The organism is Microbacterium sp. NPDC089696 (assembly GCF_044749125.1).
GTDB lineage: Bacteria > Actinomycetota > Actinomycetes > Actinomycetales > Microbacteriaceae > Microbacterium.
In genome coordinates this window covers 1,315,931-1,339,943 of record NZ_JBIVHF010000001.1, presented here as the reverse complement: position 1 = coordinate 1,339,943, position 24,013 = coordinate 1,315,931, and the positions used below count along the sequence as shown (strand labels likewise).

Genomic DNA, 24,013 nt, shown 5'->3' with positions numbered 1-24,013 from the left:
CCGGGATCAGCGCTTCTCGGGGTCGTCGTCGCCCTCTCGGACCTCGGGCAGGTCGGCGTCCGTCTCGGTCGCCTCGTCGGCGGCGCGGGCGGCCTCCTCCGCGTCCAGCTCCTCCCGGACCTCCTCGCGGTACCGCACACGACGGATGCGGCGGTTCATGTCGAGGATCAGCAGGATCACGGCGACGAGCAGCAGCACGACGACGGCGAAGCCGACGAAGCCGGGGGTGACCGCCTCGGGCGCCACCGTCATGGTCGGTGTCGGCATCGGGGTCTCGGTCAGAGCGAGCATGGAGTCTGCCTTTCCTGCGCAGGTCGCATAACCTGGAGATACCAGCCTAACGACCGGAAGACCCACCCCGTGACGACCGCAGAACAGCTCGACGACCGCTACGGCCGCACCCGCCGACGCCGGGGACCCTGGATCGTCCTCATCGCGATCGGCGTGCTCCTCGTCGGCGCCTTCGGGTGGATGACGGTGACGTCGCAGATGAACTCCGTCGACTCCGACGACCTGGGCTTCGAGCTCGTCGACGAGCACAGCGTCGACGTGCGCTTCCAGGTCACCGGCGCCTCGGGCCGAGACGTCGTGTGCGTGGTCGAGGCGCTCGACGAGGAGTTCGGCGTCGTGGGCTGGAAAGTCGTCGAGATCCCGGCATCCGACAACCATTCGCAGGCCCTCTCGGCGACCGTCCCGACCGTGTCCGAGGCGACGACAGGTTTGGTGAACAGCTGCTGGGTCGCCTAGACTCGGGGCAGACAGACGACGCCCCGGCACCGTGCCGGGGCGTCTTGGCATATCCCCGGCAGACATCGGCGGATACCGAAAGAAGGAGCTTCGTCATGTCTACCGACGCTCAGGTTCCCTTCCTCACGCAGGAAGCCTACGACCGGCTCGTCGCCGAGCTGGAGCACCTGTCCACGACCGGACGCGACGAGATCGCCAAGCGCATCGAGGCCGCCCGCGAGGAGGGCGACCTCAAGGAGAACGGCGGCTACCACGCCGCCAAGGACGAGCAGGGCAAGCAGGAGGCCCGTATCCGCACGCTGGAGGGCCTGCTGAAGACCGCCAAGGTCGGCGAGGCGCCCGCGAGCCGCGGCATCGTCGAGCCCGGCACGGTCGTCACGGCCGTCGTGGCGGGCGGCGAGGAGGTCTTCCTCCTCGGGAGCCGCGAGATCGCGGCCGGTAGCGACCTCGACGTGTACAGCGAGGCGAGCCCGCTCGGGCAGGCCATCCTCGGTCTCAAGGTCGGCGAGAAGTCGTCGTACGAGGCTCCCAACGGCCGCTCCATCGCGGTCGAGGTCGTGAAGGTCGAGACCTACACCGGCTGACCCGGTTACACGACGAAGGCCCTCTCCGCGCGGAGAGGGCCTTCGTCGTCTGCAGGATTTCTCAATCGGGGACGACGAGCGGGAGGAAGCCCTCCCGGCGGAGCGTGTCCAGCGTGAGCTCGGAGTGCTCGGGACCGCGCGTCTCGACGCTGAGCTCGAGGATGACGTCGTTGAGCTGCAGCCCGTGGCCGTGCCGCGTGTGCATCGCCTCGATGACGTTCGCGCCGGCCTCCGCGATGAGCTCGGAGACGCGGGCGAGCTGTCCGGGGCGATCGGGCAGCGGGATGCGGATCGTGAGGTAGCGGCCCGACGCGGCGAGTCCGTGGGAGACCACGCGCTGCAGGAGCAGCGGATCGATGTTGCCGCCGGAGAGCACGGCCATCGTGGTGCCGCTCCCCTGCACCTTGCCCGAGAGGATCGCCGCCACGCCCGCGGCGCCCGCGGGCTCGGCGACCACACGCGTCTGCTCCAGGAGGATGAGGATCGCGCGGGCGAGGTCGTCGTCCGACACGGTCACGACCTCGTCGACGAGATCCTTGATGATCTCGAACGGGATCGCGCCCGGACGTGCGACGAGGATGCCGTCGGCGATCGTCGGACGGGTCTCGATGTCCACCGGGCGCCCCGCGTCGAGCGACGGCGGTACGGCCGCGGCGTTCTCGGCCTGCACCCCGATGATCCGCACGGTGCGTCCGCGCTGCGCGGCACGAGCCTTGGCGGCGGCCGCGACGCCGGCGATGAGCCCGCCCCCGCCGATGCCGAGCACGATCGTGTCCACGTCGGGCGCGTCGTCGAGCAGCTCGAGCCCGAGAGTGCCCTGGCCGATCACGATGTCACGATGGTCGAACGGGTGGATGAGCACGGCACCCGTGCGCTCGGAGAACTCGGCGGCGAGGCGCAGCGAGGTCGCGACGGTCTCGCCCTCCAGGACGACCTCGGCACCATAGCCCCGCGTCGCGAGGAGCTTCGGCACGGGCACGCCGAGCGGCATGAAGATCGTGGCGGGGATGCCGAGCGCCTGGGCGGCGAGGGCGACGCCCTGCGCGTGGTTGCCTGCGGACGCGGCCACGACGCCGCGGGCGCGCTCCTCGGGGCTCAGCCGTGACAGTCGGAAGGCGGCGCCGCGGATCTTGAACGAGCCGGTGCGCTGCAGGTTCTCCATCTTCAGGAGCACCGGGGAGCCGAGCACGTCCGTCAACGCCCGTGAGGGCAGGGTCGGCGTGTGCATGATCACCTCAGCCAGACCCTGAGCAGCGCTCTCGAACTCGGCCAGGCTGGGGACTGCGCTCATCGATTCCTCCGTGTCCGCTGTCGCGGGACTGTGCTCCAGATCAGGTCGGCGGTCGGCTGGTCGCCGGTGCGCCACGAGCCCGTGCTGATGGTGACCGCGGCGACGTTGACGAACGCCGCGAGGGGCACTGCGAACAGGGCCCCGGGGATGCCGCCGACCATGGATCCGCCGGCGACGACGAGCACCACGGCGAGCGGGTGCACCTTCACCGCCGATCCCATCATGATCGGCTGCAGGATGTGTCCCTCGATCTGCTGGACCGCCAGGACGACGCCGAGCATGGCGAGCGCGATCCACGGACCGTTGTAGACGAGCGCGAGCACGACGGCGATCGCGCCCGTGACCACGGCGCCGACGATCGGCACGAACGAACCGAGGAAGACGAGGACCGCCACGGGGATCGCGAGGGGAACGCCGAGCAGCGCCGCGCCGACGCCGATGCCGACCGCGTCGATCGCGGCGACGAAGAGCTGAGTGCGCGCGTAGTTGACGAGGGTCGCGAAGCCGTTCGTGGCGGCGGCGTCGGCGGCGGGGCGAGCCGCACGCGGGAAGAGCCGCAGGGTCCAGCGCCAGATGCGGCCGCCGTCGGCGAGGAGGCAGATGAGGATGAAGAGAGCGAGCACGGCGCCGGTGACGACGTGCGCCGCGGTCGTGCCGACGGCGAGGGCGCCGTTGAAGAGCAGCTGGGCCTGCTCGTTGATGATCTGCAGCCCCTGATCGATGTACCCCTGGATCTGCTTCTCGCTGAGATGCAGCGGGCCGTCGATGAGGAACTGCCGGAACTGCTCGATCGCGTCGGCGCTGCGCTTCTGCACGTCGGAGAGCTGCTGACGGATCTGCCAGATGACGAGCCACATGAGCACCGACACGATCGCGATCGTGCCGACGATCGAGATCGCGACCGCGAGCCAGCGCGGGAACCTGTGCCGCAGCATCCACTGGAAGGCGGGCCACAGCAGCGCCGTGATGAGGATGCCGACCATGAGCGGGATGACGAGGAGTTTGAGCTGGATGACGATCCAGATGAATCCCGACACGACGGCCGCGATGAGGAGCAGTCGCCACGCGTACGCGGCGGTGATGCGGAGTCCGCGCGGGACCGCCTCGTCGGCCTCGGTCGTGACCGTGCGGTCCGTCGATGTCGCGCGCGGGCGGAAGAGATCCCTCAGCCGCGGACGCTGCTCTTCGCTCATCGCCCAAGTCTACGGCGCTCGGCTCCGCGCGCCCGACGGTGAGACGCAGGATGTCGGAGGCCGGGGATACGCTGGCGGCGTGACCGACACGCTCAGCTCCGCTCAGGCGCGCCGCATCGCGCTGGGCGCCCAGGGGTTCTCCCGCGCCCGCCCGGCCGTGCCCGCCGCGCGCCACATCCACCGCGTGATGGACCGGCTCGGCGTGCTCCAGATCGATTCGGTGAACGTCTTCGCCCGATCGCACTACATGCCGTTGTTCTCGCGTCTCGGCAGCTACGACCCCGCGCTGCTCGACCGCGTCTTCCTGTCGCGCACCACGCACTACGTCGAGTACCTCGCGCACGAGGCCACCTTCATCCCGATCGACGACTGGCCGCTCTGGCGGTTCCGCATGGATCGCTTCCGCGAGCGCTGGGCGAGCCCCGACTCGTGGCCGAGCCAGAACCCGCGAACGCTCGCCTGGGTGCAGGACGAGCTCCGGGCCCGCGGCCCCCTGCGACCCGCAGACCTGCGCGCCGACGCCCCGCGCGAGCGCGGGACGTGGTGGGACTGGGATGACGTGAAGCTCACGCTCGAGCACCTGTGGCGCACGGGCGACGTCGCGATCAGCGGCCGGACGGGCTTCGAGCGCACGTACGCGCTGGCGGAGGACGTCATCCCGGACGCGATCCGCTCGCGGGAGGTCCCACGGTCGGAGGCGATACGAGAGCTCGTGCGCCGCGCGGCGCGGTCGTCCGGCGTCGCGACGCAGTCCGATCTGGCCGACTACTACCGCATCCGCGACCGCGCAGCTGTGGCGCAATCGATCGCCGACCTGGTCGATGCCGGCGAACTCCTCCCCGTGCAGGTGCGGGGATGGGAGCGCGGCGGACGCCCCCTCAAGGCCTGGCGCCACCGCGACGCGGGACTCCCCCGCCGCATCGAGGCCGCGGCGCTCCTCACGCCGTTCGATCCGGTCGTGTGGTTCCGCGACCGGGCGCTCCGCGCCTTCGATCTCGACTACCGCATCGAGATCTACGTCCCCGCCGAGAAACGTCGTTTCGGGTACTACTCGCTCCCGGTGCTCGTGGGCGATCGGGTTGTGGCGCGCGTCGATCTGAAGGCCGACCGCGCATCGTCGACCCTGCAGGTGCAGTCGGCGTGGTGGGAGCCCCAGGCACGGCCGGTCGACGACGCCGGCCGGATCGCGGAGCAGCTCGCTCTCGCGGCATCCTGGCAAGGACTCGAGCATGTCTCGGTATCGGGGTGGGGCACGGCGGCCGATGCCCTGCACGACGTCCTCACCGCGCTGCCGAGCGCCTCGGTGCGTCGTCACGTCCATGCGCGGGAGCAGGTCGCATGAGCAGGCGCGTCGGATGGATCGTCGGCGGTGCGGTCGTCACGCTCCTCGCCGCCGGTGCGTTGCTGATGTGGCTGACGATGCCGGGAGACTCAGCCCCCGCGCGTACTCCGACGCCCTCCGCCGCGGCGACGCATGACGTGGCCGCGGATGCGCAGGCCGCGCTCGAGGCGCACCTGGAGGAGTGCACGGCCGCGGGCGCCCCGAGCGGCGTGCTGCCGGAAGCCTGCGGGATCCGCATCCCCTGGGGCGCGGAGTTCGCGAGTGTCACCGACGTGCGGTTCCGCATCGATCGGATGCCCGATCTCGCGCTCACCGGGGACGACGGCTTCACGGCCGACGGCGGAGTCCTCGTGGCGACCGGCACGGGTACGGGCCAGGACGGCACGGCGCGCACCGAGACCTATCGGACAGACACCTGGAGCGTGCGCGGAGGCATCGAGGACACGGACGACGGCATCGTCGTCTCCGTCTGGTGAGGCGAAACGGCTCGGGTCAGAACTGGACGCGCGGCGGCTCGGAGATCGCACCGCTGTCGGCGACCTCGAAGAACTCGCGCTCGGTGAATCCCAGTCCCTTGGCGAACAGGTTGTTCGGGAAGACCTTGATCTTGGTGTTGAGCTCGCGCACGCCGCCGTTGTAGAACCGGCGCGCGGCCTGGATCTTGTCCTCGGTGTCGACCAGCGCCTGCTGCACCTGGAGGAAGTTCTGGCTCGCCTGGAGCTGCGGGTACGCCTCGGCGACCGCGAAGAGGCTGCGCAGCGCCTGCTGCAGGTGGCCCTCGGCGATGCCCGCCTCGCCCGGCCCGTCGGCCGAGAGGGTCTCGGCACGCGCACGCGTGACGTTCTCGAAGACCGCCTTCTCATGCGAGGCGTAGCCCTTGACCGTCTCGATGAGGTTCGGGATGAGGTCGGCCCGTCGCTTGAGCTGCACCGTGATGCCGCTCCACGCCTCGTCGACGCGGACGTTCAGCTGCACCAGCGAGTTGTACGTCGCCCAGAGATAGATCCCCACCAGCAGGATCACGCCGACGACGATCAGTACCGGCACGAGCCATTCCATGAGAGGCCCACCCTTCCTCGTGTTTGTCCCATCCTATCGGCGCTGTCTGCGCGTCGACTGGGTGCGGCGCGGTCGGATCGCTCCGTGTCAGGCGCCGAGCACCCGGTCGAGATACGGGTTCGAGAACACCCGGTCCGGATCGAGTCGGTCCCGGAGCTCGACGAAGTCTCCGAAGCGCGGATAGCTCTCGCGCAGCTGATCCGCGGTGAGCGTGTGAAGCTTGCCCCAGTGGGGCCGACCGTCGTACTCGCGCATGATCTGCTCGACGGCTTCGAAGTACTCGGTCTGGTCGGCACGCCAGTAGCGGTGCACGGCGATGTAGCCGCTCTCGCGTCCGTGCGCGGTCGAGAGCCAGCGATCGTCCGCTGCCGCGAATCGCACCTCGATCGGGAACTCGATCCGCCACCCCCGCCGCTCGATCAGGGCGCGCACGGCGTGGAAGGCCGGCACGACGTTCTCCGCGGGGAGCGCGTACTCCATCTCGCGGAACCGCACGGTGCGACTCTGCGTGAGCACGCGGTGGGACAGGTCGGTGTACCGGCGATCCCCGGTCACCCGCACGGCCAGCCGACTGAACGGCGGCGTGATCGCGGGAACGACCTGCGCTGTCGCGCACACGGCGCGGTACAGCCCGTTCGAGAGGAGCGTTTCGTCGACCCACCGGCCGACGGCGGGCAGCGGCTCACGACGTGTCGACTCCGGCATCCGCGTCTGCCGCTTGGTGAGTGCCACGTCCGTATGCGGGAACCAGTAGAACTCGAAGTGATCCGATCCCGCGACCCTGGCGTCGAGGGTCGACAGAACATCGTCGAGCGGCGCCGGCTCGTCGACGGCCTGCAGCACGAACGCGGGCACGCATTGCAGGGTGACGTCGACGAGGATGCCGAGCGCACCGAGCCCCAGCGCCGCCGCCGGGAGCATCTCGGGGTTCCGCTGCTCGTCGATGCGGAGGAACTCCCCCGCCGCTGTCACGAGGGTGAGTCCCACGACCTGCGTCGCGAGGCCGCCGAAGCGCGCGCCCGTGCCGTGCGTTCCGGTGGAGATCGCTCCGGCGATCGACTGCCGGTCGATGTCGCCGAGGTTCTCCATGGCGAGCCCGTACGGAGCGAGCAGCCTGGGGATGCGATGCAGCCGCGTGCCGGCGAGCAGCGTCACACGTCCGGTCCCCGCATCCGCGGAGACCAGGCCCTGCAGGTCGTCGAGCTCGAGAAGGACACCCGGGGCGATCGCGATGCCGGTGAAGCTGTGTCCCGCGCCGACGGCCTTGACGCCGAGCCCGTGGGCCACCGCCGCCTGGACGGCTCGCTGCACCCCCTCGGCGCTCCGCGGACGCTCGACACGCAGCGGTTTGACCTGCGCCGAACGTCCCCAGTTCTGCCAGGTTCCGCCGATCCGCGTCACAGGAAGGCCTTGCCTTCGCCGCGATACGTCGGCAGTTCGTCGACGATCTCGTCCCCCGACACCACGTGGTAGCGCTCGATGCGCTCGGCCGGCTCCCCGCTCTTCGAGTGGCGGAACCACACACGGTCCCCGACCCCGAGCAGCGCGGCGTTCGGTCCCTGCAGCGGCGTCTGCACCTCTCCGGCGGCCTCACGGGGCAGGGTGCGCAGCCCCTCCGGCCAGGCCGGAAGCGGCTGGCGGGAGGCGAGCGGGGGTCCGGATGCGATCCAGCCCCCGCCGAGCACGGTCGCGATGTCGCGCGCGGGGCGCCGTACGACGTCGAACGCGAAGGCGGATGCCGGAGCGGGACGGAACGACCGGTAGCCGTCGAACAGGTGCCCGCCCAGCAGCCCGCTGCCCGCGCTCGCCTCGGTGAGCGATTCGTCGCTTCCCGTGAATTCGAGCGACCCGGTACCGCCGCCGTTCAGGAACTCCAGGTGCGCGACCTCCGAGAGCGCGGCCACGATCGCAGCGCGTCGCTCACGCAGCTCGGCGCGCGACCGGGCCTGGACGAGGCGGATGAGGGGCGCGTCCGGTCCGGCGGCGTCACCCTGCCCGGCGATCTGCGCCTCGTACATCTGCAGGCCGACGAGCCGGAAACCGGGACGTCGCAGGATCGTCCGCGCGAATGCCGCGACCTCGCCCGCGGTGAACAGCGCCGAGCGGCGTACGCCGATGTGCCCGAGCGCAGCGGATCGCAGGGAGGCGTCGGCGTCGATCGCCACCCGGATCTCGGGGCGACCACCGGGCGCCGCCACGCTGTCGACGACATCGAGGTGCGCGGGGTCGTCGACCATCAGGGTGATCCGCTGCGCCGCCTCCTCCGAGGCGAACAGCCGCGCGAGGCCGGCCCGGTCGACGGTCGGATACCCGAGCACGATGTCGTCGTGGGTCTCGGCGAGCCACAGAGCCTCGTCGAGGGTGAACGCGAGGATGCCGCGGTAACCGGGCAGCGCGAGGACGGCGTCGAGCACGGCCCGCACGCGCACCGACTTCGAGGCGACCCGGATGGGCAGGCCGCCGGCGCGCACGAGCAGGTCGAGGGCGTTGTGTCGCAGCGCCTCCCGATCGATCACGGCGACGGGGGCGGGCAGGTGTCCGGTGGCCGCGGACAGGCGCGGCCAATAGCGCGCAGGATCCTGCCAGGCGGGGGCGACGGCGCGGTCGGAAGCGGGGCTCAGGTCGGCGGTGAGGTCGAGCACTCCCCCACCATACGGCCTCGCCGTACTCGGAATCACCCCGCACGGGACCGAGTCGCACGAGGATCCTCGCAGTAGGCTGTCGGTCGCGCCCCCGTAGCCCAATGGCAGAGGCAGGCGACTTAAAATCGCTTCAGTCTGGGTTCGAGTCCCAGCGGGGGCACGTCATGTGCGCCGTGCAGGGCGGTCCCGCCCGATCGGCACCACGCTCGGCTTGCCGGTCACAGGATCGGGGACGACCACGCAGGGCAGGCCGAAGACCTCCTCGACGAGCTCGGCGGTCAGGATGTCGGCGGGTGCTCCTTCGGCGCGCACCGAGCCGTCCTTCATGGCGATCAGATGCGTGGCGTACCGCGCCGCGTGGTTGAGATCGTGCAGCACGGCGACGAGAGTGCTGCCCGATTCGTGCAGATCGGTGAAGAGCTCCAACAGCTCGATCTGGTGCGCGATGTCGAGGAACGTGGTCGGCTCGTCGAGGAGCAGGATCGACGTCTGCTGCGCGAGCGCCATGGCGACCCACACGCGCTGGCGCTGGCCTCCGGAGAGTTCGTCGACCAGTCGGCCCGACAGCTCCGCGATCCCGGTGGCCTGCATGGCGTCCTCGACCGCGCGATCGTCATCGTCCGACCAGGCCCGCAGGAGCGACTGATGCGGGTAGCGCCCCCTGGCCACGAGATCGGCGACGCGGATGCCGTCGGGGGCGGCGGAGGTCTGCGGGAGCAGCCCGACCCTCCTCGCCACCTCCTTCGCCCGGTACTGGTGGATGGAGCGCCCGTCGAGCAGCACCGTGCCCGCTGTCGGGACGAGGAGACGCGAGAGCGCACGGAGCAGCGTGGACTTGCCGCAGGCGTTCGGTCCGACGATGACCGTGAAGGATCCATCGGGGATCGCCACGGAGAGCTCCGAGGAGATGACCCGACGCTCGTAGCCGATCGTGACCTCGGAGGTGTGCAGGCGACTGGTGGCGGTGTCGGTCATCGACGGAGCCCCTCTCTGATGAGCAGCCAGGCGAAGTAGCCTCCGCCGAGCACGACCGTGACGAGCCCCACGGTGATGTCGATCCGCTGCCCGATGAAGTCGGAGGCGAGCAGCAGGAGCGCCCCCATGATTCCCGCGCTGGTCAGGTCGAGCCCCGGTGCACGCACCAGACGGCGCGCGACCTGCGGCGCCACGAGGGCGACGAACGCGATCGGACCGGCAGCGGCCGTGACGACGGCGGTCAGCGCGACGCCCAGCACCGTCACGACGAGACGGGTGCGTTCGACCCCGACTCCGAGCGCCTTCGCGGCGTCGTCGCCGAGCTCGAGCTGAGCGAACGGACGCCGCGCGGCAGCGACGAGCGGCAGGATGACGGCGAGCACCAGCGCGAACGGCACGAGCTGCGTCCACCCGAGCGCCGAGAACGAGCCGAAGCCCCAGGCGACCGCGGCTCGGGCCTCCTGGGCTCCCGAGCTGATCAGGAGGTAGCCGTTGATCCCGACGAGGAACGCCGAGACGCCGATCCCGACGATGATGAAGCGGAAGCCCTGGATGCCGCGGCGATACGCGAGGATGTAGACCACGAGGGCCGTCGCCACACCGCCCAGCACCGCCCCGGCGGCGATGAAGGAGTACGACACGCTGCCCACGACGAGCATCACGATGAGAGCGCCCGTGTACGAGCCGGCATCGAAGCCGATGACATCCGGACTGCCGAGGGGATTGCGGGTCAGCGATTGGAAGATCGCACCGCTCACGCCCAGCGCGGCACCGCCGAGGACGGCGAACAGCACCCGCGGCAGGCGCCAGTCCATCACGAGTTTGCGCACCGACTCTTCCCCGCCGCCGCCGAGCACGGAGACGACCTGCGACAGGTCCAGAGAGAAGGTGCCGATCGTGAGCGCGGCGACGCCCAGGAGCAGGACGAGCACCGCGAGCAGGCACCGGAAGAGGACGGTCCGTCGCTCCACCCGCCAGATCCCCGCGCCGATGCGGACGGCGATCAGGCGCGGTCGTTCGTCGGCCGAGACTGCGCTCACAGGCCGCTCACCTTCCTCCGACGCGCCAGCAGGACGAGGATCGGGGCTCCGACGACGGCGGTCACGATGCTCACCTGCAGTTCTCCCGATGGCAGCACCACGCGGCCGATGACGTCGGACAGCAGCAGCATGCTGGGGGCGACGAGTGCCGAGTAGACGATGATCCAGCGCTGATCGGGTCCCGTGAACCAGCGCACGGCATGCGGCACCATGAGGCCGATGAACGCGATCGGACCGGCCAGCGCCGTCGCACCGCCGGCCAGGACGGTCACGCCGACGACGGCCCACACCCGGGTGCGCACCAGCCCCGCACCGAGCGTGCGGCCGAGGTCGTCTCCCAGCGCGATCGCGTTGAGCGGCCGGGCGATGAGGAACGAGATCAGGAGCCCCACCGCGAGGAACGGCGCGATGATCGCGACGGCGGCCTCGTCACGGCCGCCCAGACTGCCCAGTCCCCAGAACCGGAGGGTGCTGAACACCTCCATGTTCTTCAGCATCACGATCGAGGTGACCCCGCTGAGGACGGCGCCGATCGCGACACCCGCCAGCGTCATGCGACCGGCCGACGGACCGCGCGGTCCCGTCGCGCCGATCAGGTACACGACCAGGGTGACGACGAGCGCACCGGCCAGGGCGAACCACACGTAGACGAGAGGTCCGCGGATCCCGAGCAGACCGACGCCGATCGTGACAGCGAACGTCGCGCCGGCGTTGACGCCGAGGATGCCGGGATCGGCGAGCGGATTGCGGGTGAAGGCCTGGATCAGGGCACCGCAGACGCCGAGCGCCGGGCCGACGACGAGTCCGACCACGGTGCGCGGGAGCCGGGAGTCGCGCACGATCGCCTGCACGTCGGATCCGTCCGCATCGAACAGCGCCGACAGGACCGTGTCCGGGGACAGAGCTTTCGCCCCCACCATCAGGCTGAGCAACACGGCAAGGCCGAGCACGAGCACCGCGACCGGGAGCCCGGCCCAGCGTGCCGCCGAGCCGGCGGACGCCGGGCCGCGGGATGTCGCACGACGCTCCGCGGCCCGGGGGGAGACCGTCGACACCTCAGTCGGCGACAGGGACCGCGCCGGCCAGCGCGTCGGCGAGGTCGTCGATGGTCGCCGGGATGCTCAGGACGCTGGGCGCCGTGGTCGCCCAGCCGAGGCGCTGGTCCTCGAAGAAGTAGTACGAGCCCGCGGCGATCGGCGACCACCGGGAGATCAGCGGGTCGCCCACCGTGTGTGCGACGTCCTCCGGCGTGTTGGCCCATCCGATGTGGAACTGCGACTCGATGTCGCCGACCTCCTCCAGACTGACCTCCGCGAAGAACTCGTCGGTGGTGCTCTCCAGGGCCGCGACGTCGGCCGATCCGGTGAAGCCCAGCTGCTCGATGAGCGGGACGCGGGGATCCCGCGGCAGGTACAGCCCGAGCGAGGTCTCGCCCTCGCCGAGGAACCATCCGTAGGTGAACACGACGCCCTGGAACTCCGGATGCGCCTCTGCGGCGGCAGAGATCGCAGCGTCCGCGTCGTCGAGCAGCTGCTGGGCCTCGTCCTCCTTGTCGAGCACGGATCCGATCGTGAGGGTCAGCTCGTCGCGATCCGACGCCCACATCGACTCCGCGAACGCGACCGTCGGGGCGATCTCGGTCAGTCGCTGGTACTCGGTCTCGCTGATGCCGGAATGGTTCGCGAGGATCACGTCGGGGGCGAGCGCGAGGATCTGCTCGAAGTCGTACTCGCCGGCATCCGTGAACGGGATGATCTCGGGCAGCTCTCCCCCGAGCGCCTCGACCTTGTCGGCGAACCACGGAAGGTAGGTGTCGACGTTCCCCCAGCTGAAGTCCTCGACGCCGACCGGGACCTCGCCCAGTGCCGCGACTACGTCCTGGGAGTACCAGCCCAGCGTGACGATGCGCTCCGGCTTCTCGGTGACGGTGGTCTCGCCGTAGGCGTGCTCGATCGTGAGCGGGTAGGCGTCGGAGCCCTGCCCGGCGCCGGCCGCCTCGTCGGCGTTCCCTGCGGCCGCGCAGGCCGTGAGCGACGAAGCAGTGAGGACGGCGGCGGCGAGCGCGACGAGGGCGCGCGTGAACGGGCGGGGCATGGTTCTCCTCGGGAAAGAGCACGGGTGACGAGGCACCAACATAGTAAAGGCTTACCTAATTTGCTATCGTCCGGAGGGGACGCCGATCATCTTCGATCGCCCCACGTGCGTCCGTTGAGGACTATTGAAAGCGATCATCTGCGGGAAGGACCATCCGACTGTGCCTGGACGGACATACGAGAAACTCGAGGCCCATCACGAGATCGTGCTCCCGGACGCGTACTTCGAACCGCATTCGCATGACGCGGATCAGCTCGCGTGGATCCCCGGCGGAGCGCGCATCCGCGCCGGTGACTCGCGCTGGCACCTGCACGGGGATCACTTCGCGTGGATCCCCGCACTGGCGGAACACGAGATGCACATGGTCGGCGCCGAGGAGATGTTCAGCCTCTACCTCGACCCCTCGCTCAGGCCCTCGCAGGAGAGGTGGACCCGCCCCTTGGTCCTCCCCGTCGATCCGGTGGCCGGACCCCTCGTGCGGAGCCTGTGCGCGAGCGACGTCCCGGGTGCCCGGCTGGAGGCGTCCCTGCTGCTCCTGCGCGAGATCCTCACCACGACGGAGGAGAGCTACGACGCCCTGGCCGTGCCCGTGGACGTCCGCGCGCGAGCGGTGGCGGAGGCGATCCTCGACGACCCGCAGGACGATCGGGATCTCGCGCAGTGGGCGCACGAGCTGGGGGTGAGCACGAAAACGCTGCATCGCGCGTTCCAGAACGATACCGGGCTGACCTTCACCGGCTGGCGCACGCGCGCACGCATCTACGGCTCCGAGCGCCTCCTCTCGGCCGGGCATTCGGTGCACGAGACGGCCGAGCTCACCGGATACGCGACCGCCACCGGCTTCATCAAGGCCTTCCGGCAGGTCTTCGGGAGCACCCCCGCGAGCTACATCAGGGCCAAGAGGCGCGCGTCCGGCGCGACGACGCGCCGGACGGCGATCTGAGACGGGTCACCGCCCGAACAGATCTCCGAGGCCCGGGATGCCGAGGTCGCCGAGCTTCTGGCCCCACTCGCCCGCCGTGTCGCCGAGACCGGACACCGTCTCTCCGGCCGTTCCCATGAACCCTTCAGCCGCACCGGCGAGGTCTTCGGCGCCGAGTCCGCTCGCGATCGCCTCGAGATCGACGCCTTGTGCCAACGCGTCGAAGTCGACGCCGAGTCCGGCCGCCTGTGCGAGCAGAGGCCCGGCGACCGCGCTACCGACGGCCCCGACGGCCACGACACCGAGCGCGCCCACCGCCGCTCCCCCGACGACGCCGGCGGCACCGAAGCCGCCGACGCGCGAGAGCAGACCGCGCATGCGGCCGGGGCGCGCGGCCTCGGTGCGACCGGCGGCGCGCGCGAGGTCGTCGGCCGAGGACGACGACGGCCGCTCCCGCGGATCGAGCTCGGCGTTCATCCGGTGCTGCACCTGCGTGCGCTGCTCCGGCGTGAGTCGCGCGAAGGCTTCGCGGTGGATCTCCTCGACACGGTGCGGATCCGCGGTCTGCAGGAGGTAGTCGTAGCGCGCGATCGCCGCGCGGTCCGTGTCCGTGCCCGCCGCGGCGCGATGCCGCGTACCCGGTGCGGGCGGCGGGGCGTACCGGTCGTGCGCGGACGGCGGCGCGTACCGGTCGTGCGCGGCAGGGCGGTCGGCGCGCTGGTCCCGGTCCCGGCGATCCCCTCCGTCGAGATCGAGCGCTTTCGCGGCCATTCCGAAGAGACGGTCGAGCTTTCCCATGATGGCGGCTCCTTCGTGTGAGGAGCGGACGGCCGGGGAGTCGGGTCGAGGGTCCGCGGCAGTCCGCGTCGGTGCGGACGCCCGGTCTCCTCCACCCTCGCGGGCCGGCGGGCCGGGACATGACGACATGTCCGTAGTGACGACCTCACCGCAGCTGGGAGTACTCCCCGTGCATCGCACACGCTATCCGGCGCGCCTATGAACCCGGTGCGAGCCCGCCGCGGGGAACGACGAACGCCCCGGCTCCGGGAGGAATCGGGGCGTTCGTGCGAGCGATGCCTACTTCGCGGCTGCCGTCTCGGCCGGAGCCTTGTCCGCCGACGCCGTGTCGGTGACCGGCTTCTTGGCCGCAGGCTTCTTCGCGGCCGGCTTCTTGGCGGCGGGCTTGACCGGGGCCTCGGCCTTGGCGGCGGGCGCAGCCGGAGCCGGGGCGTCGGCGGCCGGACGCGGACGTGCGGCGAACTCCTCGAACACGTACCGCGGGTTCTGCACGGTCTCGAGGTTCACGAGGTCGCGGCCCAGCCACAGGTTGTTCCACCAGCCCCACAGCACGCGGAACTTGCGCTCCCACGTCGGCATCGCGAGGCCGTGGTAGCCGCGGTGCGCGACCCAGGCGACGAACCCCTTGAGAGCGATCTTGCCGGACTGGAAGACGCCGTTGTACAGGCCGAGACCCGCGACAGCGCCCAGGTTCTTGTGGAAGTACTCCTTGGGGTCCTCACCGCGCAGGACCGCGACGAGGTTCTTCGCGAGGAGCTTCGCCTGACGCACGGCGTGCTGCGCGTTGGGCACGCAGAAGCCGCCGACGCCGCCTCCGGAGAGGTCGGGGACGGCCGAGACGTCACCGGCGGCCCAGGCACCCTCGACGAAGGCCTCGGGCGTGCCGACGCGGAGGTCGGCGCGGGTCTGGATGCGCCCGCGCTCCTCGATCGGGAGGTCGCCTCCGCGGACGACGGTGGGGTTGGCCATGACGCCCGCGGTCCAGACGATGAGGTCGGTCGGGATGACCTCGCCGGTCGAGAGCTCGACGTCGCCGCCGACGGCGCTCGTGAGCTGCGTGTCGAGGTGCACGTTGGCGCCGCGCTTCGCGAGGTCCTTGAGGACCCACTCGCTCGTCTGCAGCGAGACCTCGGGCATGATGCGGCCCATCGCCTCGATGAGGTGGAAGTGCGTGTCCTCGAAGCTGATCTGCGGGTACTTGCCCACCAGCGACGAGGCGAGCGAGCGGAGCTCGGCGAAGACCTCGATGCCGGCGAAGCCGCCGCCGACGACGACGACGGTCAGCAGACGGTCGCGCTCGGGACCGGCGGGCAGCGACGCGGCCTTGTCGAAGTTCGACATCAGGCGGTCGCGGATCGCGACGGCCTCCTCGATCGTCTTGAGACCGATCGCGTTGTCGGCGATGCCCGGGATCGGGAACGTGCGCGACACGGCGCCCGCCGTGACGACGATCTGGTCGTAGGCGAACTCGTACGGCTCGCCGAGCGGAGGCGTGATCGTCGCGACCTTCTCGGCGTGGTTGATGCCCGTGACCTTCGCCGTGAGCACGTGGGTGCTCTTGAGGTGGCGGCGGTGCGCGACGACCGAGTGGCGCGCCTCGATCGAGCCTGCGGCCACCTCGGGGAGGAACGGCTGGTACGTCATGTACGGCAGCGGATCGACCATGGTGACGTCTGCTTCACCCTTGCGAAGGTGCTTCTCCAGCTTCCACGCGGTGTAGAAGCCTGCGTAGCCTCCACCGACGATCAGAATCTTGGGCACAGTGCTGTTCTGAGGCACAGGGGGACAACTCCTCGGGAGTCAGGAATGTGGCGTGCGAGAGCGCGCCGATCGGATGCGCCGAGCGGCTGCGGTGACGCCAAGCGCTATCAGGATACCAGGGACTGTGAGTGCGATGAGCGGCAGGGTACCGTAGCGCAGCGACTCGGCACTGGGAAGCAGCGGTGAACCGGGATCGGACGGCGCGTCGGCGGCGGGCAGCGGCGGGATCTCGACCGGGGTCGCGGTCGGCTCGGGCTGCGGGGCGGATTGGGCCCGTCGATACAGGCGCACCCACTCGGCCAGGTCCCCCATCGGGTTCGCGTCGACCTTCGGGACGTCGGCCGTCACAGCCGCCTGCGCGTCGATCAGACCGTAGCCGTAGAGCGGATCGGGGGTTCCCGACATCCCCTCGACCGGGATCGCGGTCCGGATGATGCGGTTGATGACGTTGGCCGCATCGAGGTCGGGGTGCGCCGAGCGGATGAGCGCGGCGATGCCGGCGACGATCGGCGCGGCGCCGCTGGTGCCGCGCCAGGACACGATCTTGCCGTCGGCCGAGACCCCGAGCAGCCCTTCGCTCGGGGCCGAGATGCCGATCGTGATGCCCTGCGTCGACGCCTCGATGCTCGCCGTGCCGGTCTGGTCCACTCCCCCGACGGTGAGCACGCCGGGAATCGTGGCCGGTGCGCCGATCATGTCGGTGCCGCTGCCGCGATTGCCCGCGGCCACCACGACGACCGCGTCGTGCTCGAAGGCATAGAGGAACGCGTCGTCCCAGCTCCGGTCCCAGTCCAGTGTGTTCGTGGTGAACGACAGGTTGATGATGTCGGCGCCGTTGTCCACGGCCCATCGCATGGCCTTCGCGACCTGCTCCGTGAAGGGCACGGCCGCGGCCGCGCCGAAGCCGACCGAGATCGACAGGAGGTTCGCCTCCGGTGCGACGCCGATCATGCCGGTGCCGTCGGCGGCGCCGCGTCCGGCCGCGAGCGACGCGACCCAGGAGCCGTGATTGCCGTCCACCGCGCCGAGCGGGGTGCGACCGTCGGCGGTGCCGGTGCCCGAGACGTCGGTCCCGCCGATCACGGCCTCGTCGAACACGCCGGGGACCTTGCCGATCCCGGTGTCGATCACGGCGATGGTGACCCCCTCGCCGCGGGTCGTCTGCCAGGCCTCGCGGATGCGGGCTCCGTCGAGCCAGTACTCGGCGGCGCGGGTGGGATCCTGCGGGTCGTCCGGCACGGGCGGCGCTGTGGCGGCTCCCAGCAGCAGCACGGATGCCACGACCGTCGCCGCGGCGACGGTGGTGCGCAGCACCCGCACGGGGCTCATGACGAGGTCGCCTCGACGTCGCGCAGCGCCGCTCCCGGCTCGTCGCACCGGCAGACCTCGGGCGACCACGTGGAGCGCGCGAGCGCGCGGTCTCCGATGGGGTTCACCCCGGGGCCGGCCGCGAGGGCGTGACCGGCGAGCGCGTGCAGGCACTTGACGCGGGTGGGCATTCCCCCCGCGGAGATCCCATCGATCTCGGAGACGTCGCCGAACTGCGCGCGGTCGGCGAGGTACGCCTCGTGCGCCGCACGGTAGGCCGCGCGGACGTCGTCGTCCTCCTCGAGGAGCGCCGCGAGCTCGGGCATGACCTGCGTGGCCTCGAGGGTCGACATCGCCGCGGTCGCGCCGGGGTGGGTCAGATAGTAGAACGTCGGGAACGGCGTGCCGTCGGGGAGACGGGGCGTCGTCGCGACCACGGTCGGGTTGCCGCAGGCGCAGCGCGCCGCGATGCCGACGACGCCGCGCGCCGGGCGACCCAGCTGGGCGGACACCACGGCGAGCTCGGCGGACGTGGGGGCGGGATAGGGCGGCGTGGTCACCCCCCAAGCGTACGGGAGCGCCCGGCGCCGATGCTCCGAGAACGCCCGCGCGGCGGTCAGCGCGGAGCGACGGCCGTGTCGCTCAGGCCGGCGGACGTCAGGGAGCGCAGCAGCTGCGGCATCCAATCCGTCGGCGTCTCCTCGAGCGTGTCGCTCACCGGACCCTGCTCCTGAGGGAGGGCGGCCGGGTCGAGGTCGTTGTCGACGAGGAACACGACCTCGCCGGGCTTGACGTAGTAGAGGCGCTCGCGCGCCTGCGTGGTGATGTACGCCGGGTCGTCCCAGCGCGCGCGCTCCTTCTCGAGCGCGGTGATCTGCTCCTCGGAGACCTGGATCGACTGCTCGAGCGCCGCGATCTTCTGGCGCTGGTCGATGTAGGTCCCGAGCGTGGGCACGAGCACCCAGGCGCCGAGGACCACGAGCGAGAGCATGATGACGGAGAACGCCGAGAGCCGGATGCCGGACGCCCATTCCCGCACGTCGACGCGGCGCTCGGTCGCGCTGCCGCGCGGACGCGTGGATCGCTGTCTCTCAGCGGACTCGGCCGCACGCGTCCCGCGCGGAGACGCCGAAGGAGGAGCCGGTCGTCGTGCCACGGCTCCTCCTCCGGGTTCAGACCTCGAGGGTCTGGTGAATCGTCGTCAGCTGCGCTCAGCCCTGGTAGCGGGGGAACGCGGAGCGGCCGGCGAACACCGCGGCGTCGCCCAGCTCCTCCTCGATGCGCAGAAGCTGATTGTACTTCGCGACGCGCTCGCTGCGGGCAGGCGCACCCGCCTTGATCTGACCCGCGTTCGTCGCGACGACGAGGTCGGCGATCGTGGTGTCCTCGGTCTCGCCCGAACGGTGCGACAGCATCGCCGTGTAGCCCGAGCGCTGCGCGAGGCTGACCGCGTCGAACGTCTCGGTGAGCGTGCCGATCTGGTTCACCTTGACGAGCAGCGAGTTCGCGACGCCGCGCTTGATGCCGTCGGCCAGGCGGGCCGGGTTGGTGACGAACAGGTCGTCGCCGACGAGCTGCACCTTCGAGCCCAGTGCGTCGGTGAGGAGCTTCCAGTTGTCCCAGTCGTCCTCGGCGAGCGCATCCTCGATCGTGACGATCGGGAAGTCGTTGACGAGTCCCTGGTAGTACTCGATCAGCTCGGGGCCGGTCCAGTCCTTGTTGTCGAGGCGGTACACGCCGTCGGAGAAGAACTCGGTCGCGGCGACGTCGAGGCCGAGGGCGATGTCGGTGCCGGGCGTGAAGCCCGCCTTCTCGATGGCCTTGACGAGGAAGTCGAGGCCCTCGCGGTTGCTGGGCAGGTCGGGGGCGAAGCCGCCCTCGTCGCCGAGGCCGGTCGCGTAGCCGGCGGCCTTCAGCTCGCTGCGCAGCACGTGGTAGGTCTCGACACCCCAGCGGAGCGACTCCGAGTAGGTCTCGGCGCCGATCGGGGCGAGGAAGAACTCCTGCATGTCGATGCCGTTGTCGGCGTGCTCGCCGCCGTTGATCACGTTGAAGAGCGGGACGGGCAGCACGTGCGCGTTGGGTCCGCCGAGGTAGCGGAACAGCGGCAGGTCGGCCGAGTCGGCCGCGGCCTTCGCCACCGCGAGGCTCACGCCGAGGATGGCGTTCGCACCGGTGCGCTGCTTGTTCTCGGTGCCGTCGGTCTCGATGAGGATCTCGTCGACGATGCGCTGCTCGCTCGCCTCGACGCCCTCGAGGGCCGGGCCGAGCTCGTCGATGACCGCCTCGACGGCCTTCAGGACGCCCTTGCCTGCGTAGCGGCTCTTGTCGCCGTCGCGGAGCTCGTACGCCTCGAACGCACCGGTGGATGCACCGGAGGGGACGGCGGCCCGCTGGACGACGCCGTCATCGAGGAGCACCTCCACCTCGACGGTCGGGTTTCCGCGCGAGTCGAGAATCTCGCGTGCGCCTACAGCCTCGATCAGTGCCACTGATGTGCTCCTTGTTCAGAGAGAAGGGTGTGTGGAGCGTCGTCGATCCGCGCCCAGTCTAGCCCGCCGAGGTCCGCCGCCCGAGGTCGGATCGTCCGCTCACACCACGACGGCGATCGCGACGCCGTCCCATCCCTTGACCCCCACGGTCTGCAGCGCGGTCGCGTCGAAGCGCGGGTCCTCCCCCAGCATCCGCAGTCCCTCGCGCGTGCCGACGACCTTCGGGTCCGTCGAGTCCTCGCGCACGATCTCCCCCTCGCGGCCGATGTTGTCGAGCACGATCACCGTGCCGGGATGACCGAGCTTCGCGGCCCAGTCGAGGTAGATCGTGTTGGACTCCTTGTCGGCGTCGATGAACACGAGGTCGAAGCCGCCCACGAGCGTCGGGAGCACGTCGGCGCCCCGGCCGATGCGGATGTCGACCCGCTCGCCGACGCCGGCCGCGTCGATGCTCGTCCGTGCGACGGCGGCGTTGTCGGCCTCGGCCTCCACCGTCACGACGCGCCCCTCGGGCCCCACGGCCCGCGCGAGCCAGATCGTGGAGTATCCGCCCAGGGTGCCGATCTCGAGCACGCGGCGTGCACCGCTGATGCGGGCGAGCAGGTTCAGCAGCTTGCCTCCGACGGGCGCGACCTCGATCTCCGGCAGGCCGGCCTCGCGCTGTGCGGCCAGCGCCGCCTCGAGGTCGGGGTCGTGCCCGACCAGCACGTCGGCGAGGTAGGCGTCGGCGTTCGACCAGGAGGCGGGTGTGGAGTCCATGCCCTCAGCCAACCCCGCGCGCCCGCCGGGGTCAAGAGGCCGGAACGCGCTCCGACGCAGCCACGGGTTCGGGACGTGGGCGGAAGGCCCCCGTGAGCAGCAGCACCATGATCACCGCGCCCGTGACGATCCAACCGGCGACACCGAGCGGCCCGGCGAGCGCCATGTCGGGCTGCGTCGCCGACACGAGCACGACCAGTGACGCGGAGGCGTTGAGCGACCCGTGGGCGACGACCGCCGGCCAGACGGACTCCGAGCGCAGGCGCAGCCATCCGAGCAGTACGCCCCACAGCACGCAGCCCGCGACCATGAGGAGCACGCCCGTCGCGTCGGTGCGGCCGAAGTTGTAGCCGAGCAGGATCACGGGCGAGTGCCACAGTCCCCAGATCACGCCGCTGACGAGCAGCGTGGGCCAGATGCCGAGCGGGCGGAGCGCGGGAAGCAGCCACCCGCGCCAGCCGAGCTCCTCGCCCAGAGCCGGGATGCTGTTGACGAGCGCGGCGAGCGGGATCATGGCGAACTGCGAGAGCACGAGCAGGCCGATCGGGGGCAGCGGCGTGCCGGCCGGAACCGCGGCCTCGATCTGGGCGGCGTATGCGGAGAACGCGAGATCGAGCCGGATGAACCCGAGCCCGGCGGCGACGAGGACGCTGAGCACCACGACCACCGGCGGCACGAGCCATCCCACGACCAGGAGTCCGATCACGCGTCTCGCCGGCCGCAAGGGCCAGAGACCGAGGAATCGGAGCCGTTCGCTGCGGGGAGGCGAGCGCAGCGCGAAGGTCACGATCAGCGTCGCCACGGTCGGCGTGAGCATCATCACGACGAGGACGAGCCACGACAGCGGCTCGGCCAGCCCCGCACCGAGCCAGAGCGGGAGCGCGACGAGCCAGGCGAGCCCGCAGGCCAGCAGCACGAACGCGATCACCGCCGACCACGGCACGCGTCGCGACGCGAAGGCCTCGCCGCTCACGACCGCGCCTCCCTCGGCTCCTGGTGCGCGTCGACGTAGGTCTGCAGCAGCGCTGCGGCCTCCTCCGCACCGTCGATCGTGACGAGGAAGGGACGGCGGTCGCGGCGGGTGACCTCGATCGCGGGCCCGCGGCGCATCACGATGCCGGTGCGTCCGTCGACGGCGATCCGCCATCCCCAGCCTCCGAACTCGCCGAACGGCGAGACGTCGACCGCGCGGACAGCCGTGATGTCGGCGACCGGGATCTCCATGCGGGGTCGACCGAGCAGTGCCCGAGCGGAGAACCCCTCGGGTGTCACGCCCACGCGGTACGACATGGTCGCGGCGAGCGCCGCAGCGACCACCACGACGACCCCCACGACGATCCACGCGCCGGTGACACCGGCGGTCAGCATGTACACGGCCAGGGCGACGAGGCCGAGCATCACGACACCGAGGAAGACGAGCGCGCCCCGCGGCATCGTGACGGTCGCGAGCCACACCACCCGCTCTCCCTGCTCGACGTGGACGGCCCGGCGCGGCGCGAGGGTTCTGCCCTCTTCGGCGCGGATGCGCGGCTGCACGAGCCAGGCGAGCGCACCGATGCCGAGCAGAGCGGCGAACGACAGCGCGAGAACCCCGCCCACGCCCGGGGGCTCCGCGGTCTGGTCGCGCTGGATCATCAGCGATCCCAGGCTCATGACGACCGCGAAAGCGGCCATCCCGGCGGACATCGCGCCCATCAGACGCGCGGCGCCTCCCCAGTGCGCTCCCACGGCGACGAGCGTCGTCACGGACATGAGCACCGGGACGCCGAGTCCGACGCCGATCACCAGCCAGAGGTAGGTGGCGGCGGGGCCGAACCCGTCGGCGCCGTCGATCCCCCAGTGCGTGGCGACGGGCTCGGGGAACGACGGCAGCCAGGTCACGATCACGCTCGCCGCGACGCCGGTGACGAGCAGCGGCACGACGAGGGCGACGAGGACGAAGACGAGGCGCGCGCGTCGCAGTCGCGCGGAGTCGGATGCGGAGCCGTCGGTCATGGCGTGGCCTCCTCGGAAGCGGTGGTGTCTGCGGATGGGTCGGCGCCCCGCGGCGGGGCGGACGGGTCGTCGCGGTGGGAGCGGACGATTCCCGCGAGGGTGTGGGCGGAGACCCCGAGGGCTGCGGCGCGTCGCACGAGGCCGTCGATCTCCTGCGCGAGCTCTGCCAAGGGGGCGGCCGAGGCGGAGATCACGGCACCGCGGCCGCGTCGGAGGTCGATGAGGCCCTCGTCGCGCAGGCGCTGATAGGCGTGCAGCACGGTGTGCTGGTTGATCAGCAGAGCCGCGGCGACGTCTCTCGCGGCGGGGAGGCGGTCTCCGGGGACGAGTGCCCCGGAGAGGAGGTCGGCCCGGATCGAGGCGGCCACTTGGTCGTACAGAGGCTGGGAGCTGTCGGGGTCGACTCTGATGAGCATCCTCGCCTCCTCTCCTGAATCCCGTCTGCATTAGTAATTCTAGGAGAACTAGAACAACTGTGACAACCTCCAGAAGAATTCCGTCGCGGATCGCTCTCGGCCGACACTGACCTCATGCGCATGACACCCCGCCGTCTCGCGATCGGCATGAGCCTGTGGATCCCCAACCTGTTCAGCGGCATCCGCATCCGGCGCTTCAGCGACGACTGGACGCACGCGACCGTCGAGCTGCACGTCAACGTCTTCACGCGCAACTACGTCAAGACGGCCTTCGGCGGATCGATGTCGGCCATGACCGACCCCTACTTCTTCATGCTCGTGATGCATCAGCTCGGGCGCGACCACGTCGTCTGGGACACCCGCGGCGAGATCGAGTTCCTCAAGCCGGGACGCGGCGTGCTCACGGCGGAGTTCGACGTCTCACAAGAGAAGGCCGAGGAGCTGCGCGAGCGCGCCCGCGGAGGCGCCAAGGTCCTCGAGTGGTTCGAGACCGAGATCACCGACGCGCAGGGCGACGTCGTCGCGCGCGTGCGCCGCGAGGTCTACGTGCGCGAGAAGAAGCGCGTCACCGCGGCGCGCGGCTGACCGGCTCGAC

26 protein-coding genes and 1 tRNA gene are annotated in these 24,013 nt (G+C 70.9%); 7 read left to right on the top strand and 20 right to left on the bottom strand.

The annotated features are described in order from the left end of the window. Positions 1–6: 6 nt before the first annotated feature. The gene (locus ACIPY8_RS06560; RefSeq protein ID WP_400816266.1) at positions 7–291 is read right to left on the bottom strand and encodes a hypothetical protein; all 285 of its coding nucleotides are present in this window, start codon (positions 289–291) and stop codon (positions 7–9) included. Positions 292–360: 69 nt separating this feature from the next. On the opposite strand from ACIPY8_RS06560, the gene ACIPY8_RS06555 reads away from it, so the two are divergent. Continuing rightward, positions 361–747: a DUF4307 domain-containing protein gene (locus ACIPY8_RS06555; RefSeq protein WP_400816264.1), complete on the top strand. Its 387-nt coding sequence runs from the start codon at positions 361–363 to the stop codon at positions 745–747. 95 nt (positions 748–842) lie between these two features. After that, on the top strand, positions 843–1,331 hold the full coding sequence (gene greA / locus ACIPY8_RS06550; RefSeq protein WP_400816262.1) for a transcription elongation factor GreA: 489 nt from the start codon (positions 843–845) through the stop codon (positions 1,329–1,331). Positions 1,332–1,392: 61 nt separating this feature from the next. On the opposite strand, the gene ilvA is transcribed toward greA, so the two are convergent. Together ilvA and ACIPY8_RS06540 are read right to left on the bottom strand one after the other, a co-directional pair. Continuing rightward, complete coding sequence (gene ilvA / locus ACIPY8_RS06545) at positions 1,393–2,622, bottom strand: threonine ammonia-lyase (RefSeq protein WP_400816260.1); 1,230 nt, start codon at positions 2,620–2,622, stop codon at positions 1,393–1,395. After that, the gene (locus tag ACIPY8_RS06540) at positions 2,619–3,815 is read right to left on the bottom strand and encodes an AI-2E family transporter (protein WP_400816258.1); all 1,197 of its coding nucleotides are present in this window, start codon (positions 3,813–3,815) and stop codon (positions 2,619–2,621) included. Before ACIPY8_RS06540 ends, ilvA begins: the two co-directional genes overlap by 4 nt. Before the next feature lie 79 nt (positions 3,816–3,894). Here ACIPY8_RS06540 and ACIPY8_RS06535 point away from each other — a divergent pair, with 79 nt between their 5' ends. Then, positions 3,895–5,157 carry a winged helix-turn-helix domain-containing protein gene (locus ACIPY8_RS06535; RefSeq protein ID WP_400816256.1) on the top strand — a complete coding sequence of 421 codons (1,263 nt, stop codon included), beginning with the start codon at positions 3,895–3,897 and terminating at the stop codon, positions 5,155–5,157. Next, positions 5,154–5,633 carry a hypothetical protein gene (locus ACIPY8_RS06530; RefSeq protein ID WP_400816254.1) on the top strand — a complete coding sequence of 160 codons (480 nt, stop codon included), beginning with the start codon at positions 5,154–5,156 and terminating at the stop codon, positions 5,631–5,633. The genes ACIPY8_RS06535 and ACIPY8_RS06530 overlap by 4 nt, the downstream gene beginning before the upstream one ends. 16 nt (positions 5,634–5,649) lie before the next feature. On the opposite strand, the gene ACIPY8_RS06525 is transcribed toward ACIPY8_RS06530, so the two are convergent. The 3 genes from ACIPY8_RS06525 to ACIPY8_RS06515 form a co-directional block, all read right to left on the bottom strand. Then, a complete protein-coding gene (locus ACIPY8_RS06525) occupies positions 5,650–6,216 on the bottom strand; it encodes a LemA family protein (protein ID WP_400816252.1) in 567 nt (188 codons plus the stop codon). Positions 6,217–6,303: 87 nt separating this feature from the next. Further along, entirely contained in the window at positions 6,304–7,617 is a 1,314-nt protein-coding gene (locus tag ACIPY8_RS06520; protein ID WP_400816250.1) for a D-arabinono-1,4-lactone oxidase, read from the bottom strand. Beyond that, positions 7,614–8,858: an alanine racemase gene (locus tag ACIPY8_RS06515; protein WP_400816248.1), complete on the bottom strand. Its 1,245-nt coding sequence runs from the start codon at positions 8,856–8,858 to the stop codon at positions 7,614–7,616. Before ACIPY8_RS06515 ends, ACIPY8_RS06520 begins: the two co-directional genes overlap by 4 nt. A gap of 87 nt (positions 8,859–8,945) precedes the next feature. On the opposite strand from ACIPY8_RS06515, the gene ACIPY8_RS06510 reads away from it, so the two are divergent. Next, positions 8,946–9,018: transfer RNA gene (locus ACIPY8_RS06510), tRNA-Leu, on the top strand. Between the two features lie 2 nt (positions 9,019–9,020). Here the strand turns inward: ACIPY8_RS06510 and ACIPY8_RS06505 are convergent. From ACIPY8_RS06505 to ACIPY8_RS06490, 4 genes are read right to left on the bottom strand one after another with little or no spacing between them, the layout of a single operon-like run. Beyond that, positions 9,021–9,833: an ABC transporter ATP-binding protein gene (locus tag ACIPY8_RS06505; protein ID WP_400816246.1), complete on the bottom strand. Its 813-nt coding sequence runs from the start codon at positions 9,831–9,833 to the stop codon at positions 9,021–9,023. Continuing rightward, complete coding sequence (locus ACIPY8_RS06500) at positions 9,830–10,873, bottom strand: FecCD family ABC transporter permease (protein WP_400816244.1); 1,044 nt, start codon at positions 10,871–10,873, stop codon at positions 9,830–9,832. The genes ACIPY8_RS06505 and ACIPY8_RS06500 overlap by 4 nt, the downstream gene beginning before the upstream one ends. After that, positions 10,870–11,928, bottom strand: coding sequence for a FecCD family ABC transporter permease (locus ACIPY8_RS06495; RefSeq protein ID WP_400816242.1), 1,059 nt, complete (start codon positions 11,926–11,928; stop codon positions 10,870–10,872). The genes ACIPY8_RS06500 and ACIPY8_RS06495 overlap by 4 nt, the downstream gene beginning before the upstream one ends. A gap of 1 nt (position 11,929) precedes the next feature. After that, entirely contained in the window at positions 11,930–12,967 is a 1,038-nt protein-coding gene (locus ACIPY8_RS06490) for an ABC transporter substrate-binding protein (protein ID WP_400816240.1), read from the bottom strand. 160 nt (positions 12,968–13,127) lie between these two features. Between ACIPY8_RS06490 and ACIPY8_RS06485 the strand changes: the two genes are divergently transcribed. Continuing rightward, complete coding sequence (locus ACIPY8_RS06485) at positions 13,128–13,910, top strand: AraC family transcriptional regulator (RefSeq protein ID WP_400816238.1); 783 nt, start codon at positions 13,128–13,130, stop codon at positions 13,908–13,910. A gap of 6 nt (positions 13,911–13,916) precedes the next feature. Here the strand turns inward: ACIPY8_RS06485 and ACIPY8_RS06480 are convergent, their stop codons facing one another. The 10 genes from ACIPY8_RS06480 to ACIPY8_RS06435 form a co-directional block, all read right to left on the bottom strand. Next, positions 13,917–14,687 carry a cation-transporting ATPase gene (locus ACIPY8_RS06480; protein WP_400816236.1) on the bottom strand — a complete coding sequence of 257 codons (771 nt, stop codon included), beginning with the start codon at positions 14,685–14,687 and terminating at the stop codon, positions 13,917–13,919. Between the two features lie 279 nt (positions 14,688–14,966). Continuing rightward, positions 14,967–16,448, bottom strand: coding sequence for an NAD(P)/FAD-dependent oxidoreductase (locus ACIPY8_RS06475; RefSeq protein ID WP_400816234.1), 1,482 nt, complete (start codon positions 16,446–16,448; stop codon positions 14,967–14,969). 39 nt (positions 16,449–16,487) lie between these two features. Further along, positions 16,488–17,777 (bottom strand): S8 family serine peptidase, encoded by a 1,290-nt coding sequence (locus ACIPY8_RS06470; protein ID WP_400816232.1) that lies wholly within the window; start codon positions 17,775–17,777, stop codon positions 16,488–16,490. Then, positions 17,774–18,316 (bottom strand): DUF501 domain-containing protein, encoded by a 543-nt coding sequence (locus ACIPY8_RS06465; RefSeq protein ID WP_400816230.1) that lies wholly within the window; start codon positions 18,314–18,316, stop codon positions 17,774–17,776. The genes ACIPY8_RS06470 and ACIPY8_RS06465 overlap by 4 nt, the downstream gene beginning before the upstream one ends. 56 nt (positions 18,317–18,372) lie before the next feature. Next, complete coding sequence (locus ACIPY8_RS06460; protein ID WP_400816228.1) at positions 18,373–18,912, bottom strand: septum formation initiator family protein; 540 nt, start codon at positions 18,910–18,912, stop codon at positions 18,373–18,375. A 55-nt stretch (positions 18,913–18,967) separates the two neighbouring features. Continuing rightward, positions 18,968–20,248, bottom strand: a complete 1,281-nt coding sequence (gene eno / locus ACIPY8_RS06455; RefSeq protein ID WP_400816226.1) for a phosphopyruvate hydratase — start codon at positions 20,246–20,248, stop codon at positions 18,968–18,970. A 99-nt stretch (positions 20,249–20,347) separates the two neighbouring features. Then, entirely contained in the window at positions 20,348–21,007 is a 660-nt protein-coding gene (locus tag ACIPY8_RS06450; RefSeq protein WP_400816224.1) for an O-methyltransferase, read from the bottom strand. Between the two features lie 31 nt (positions 21,008–21,038). Then, a complete protein-coding gene (locus ACIPY8_RS06445) occupies positions 21,039–21,980 on the bottom strand; it encodes a lysostaphin resistance A-like protein (RefSeq protein WP_400816222.1) in 942 nt (313 codons plus the stop codon). Continuing rightward, positions 21,977–23,002, bottom strand: coding sequence for a DUF1648 domain-containing protein (locus tag ACIPY8_RS06440; protein ID WP_400816220.1), 1,026 nt, complete (start codon positions 23,000–23,002; stop codon positions 21,977–21,979). The genes ACIPY8_RS06445 and ACIPY8_RS06440 overlap by 4 nt, the downstream gene beginning before the upstream one ends. After that, positions 22,999–23,418, bottom strand: a complete 420-nt coding sequence (locus tag ACIPY8_RS06435; RefSeq protein ID WP_400816219.1) for a GntR family transcriptional regulator — start codon at positions 23,416–23,418, stop codon at positions 22,999–23,001. Before ACIPY8_RS06435 ends, ACIPY8_RS06440 begins: the two co-directional genes overlap by 4 nt. 114 nt (positions 23,419–23,532) lie before the next feature. Between ACIPY8_RS06435 and ACIPY8_RS06430 the strand changes: the two genes are divergently transcribed. Then, positions 23,533–24,003, top strand: coding sequence for a DUF4442 domain-containing protein (locus ACIPY8_RS06430; RefSeq protein ID WP_400816218.1), 471 nt, complete (start codon positions 23,533–23,535; stop codon positions 24,001–24,003). Positions 24,004–24,013: the final 10 nt, after the last annotated feature.

Coding starts and splice junctions, on each gene's coding strand:
- ACIPY8_RS06560 (WP_400816266.1), bottom strand. CDS start 291: ATGCTCGCTCTGACCGAGACCCCGATGCCGACACCGACCATGACGGTG.
- greA (WP_400816262.1), top strand. CDS start 843: ATGTCTACCGACGCTCAGGTTCCCTTCCTCACGCAGGAAGCCTACGAC.
- ilvA (WP_400816260.1), bottom strand. CDS start 2,622: ATGAGCGCAGTCCCCAGCCTGGCCGAGTTCGAGAGCGCTGCTCAGGGT.
- ACIPY8_RS06540 (WP_400816258.1), bottom strand. CDS start 3,815: ATGAGCGAAGAGCAGCGTCCGCGGCTGAGGGATCTCTTCCGCCCGCGC.
- ACIPY8_RS06530 (WP_400816254.1), top strand. CDS start 5,154: ATGAGCAGGCGCGTCGGATGGATCGTCGGCGGTGCGGTCGTCACGCTC.
- ACIPY8_RS06525 (WP_400816252.1), bottom strand. CDS start 6,216: ATGGAATGGCTCGTGCCGGTACTGATCGTCGTCGGCGTGATCCTGCTG.
- ACIPY8_RS06505 (WP_400816246.1), bottom strand. CDS start 9,833: ATGACCGACACCGCCACCAGTCGCCTGCACACCTCCGAGGTCACGATC.
- ACIPY8_RS06490 (WP_400816240.1), bottom strand. CDS start 12,967: ATGCCCCGCCCGTTCACGCGCGCCCTCGTCGCGCTCGCCGCCGCCGTC.
- ACIPY8_RS06480 (WP_400816236.1), bottom strand. CDS start 14,687: ATGGGAAAGCTCGACCGTCTCTTCGGAATGGCCGCGAAAGCGCTCGAT.
- ACIPY8_RS06470 (WP_400816232.1), bottom strand. CDS start 17,777: ATGAGCCCCGTGCGGGTGCTGCGCACCACCGTCGCCGCGGCGACGGTC.
- ACIPY8_RS06450 (WP_400816224.1), bottom strand. CDS start 21,007: ATGGACTCCACACCCGCCTCCTGGTCGAACGCCGACGCCTACCTCGCC.
- ACIPY8_RS06440 (WP_400816220.1), bottom strand. CDS start 23,002: ATGACCGACGGCTCCGCATCCGACTCCGCGCGACTGCGACGCGCGCGC.
- ACIPY8_RS06435 (WP_400816219.1), bottom strand. CDS start 23,418: ATGCTCATCAGAGTCGACCCCGACAGCTCCCAGCCTCTGTACGACCAA.
- ACIPY8_RS06430 (WP_400816218.1), top strand. CDS start 23,533: ATGCGCATGACACCCCGCCGTCTCGCGATCGGCATGAGCCTGTGGATC.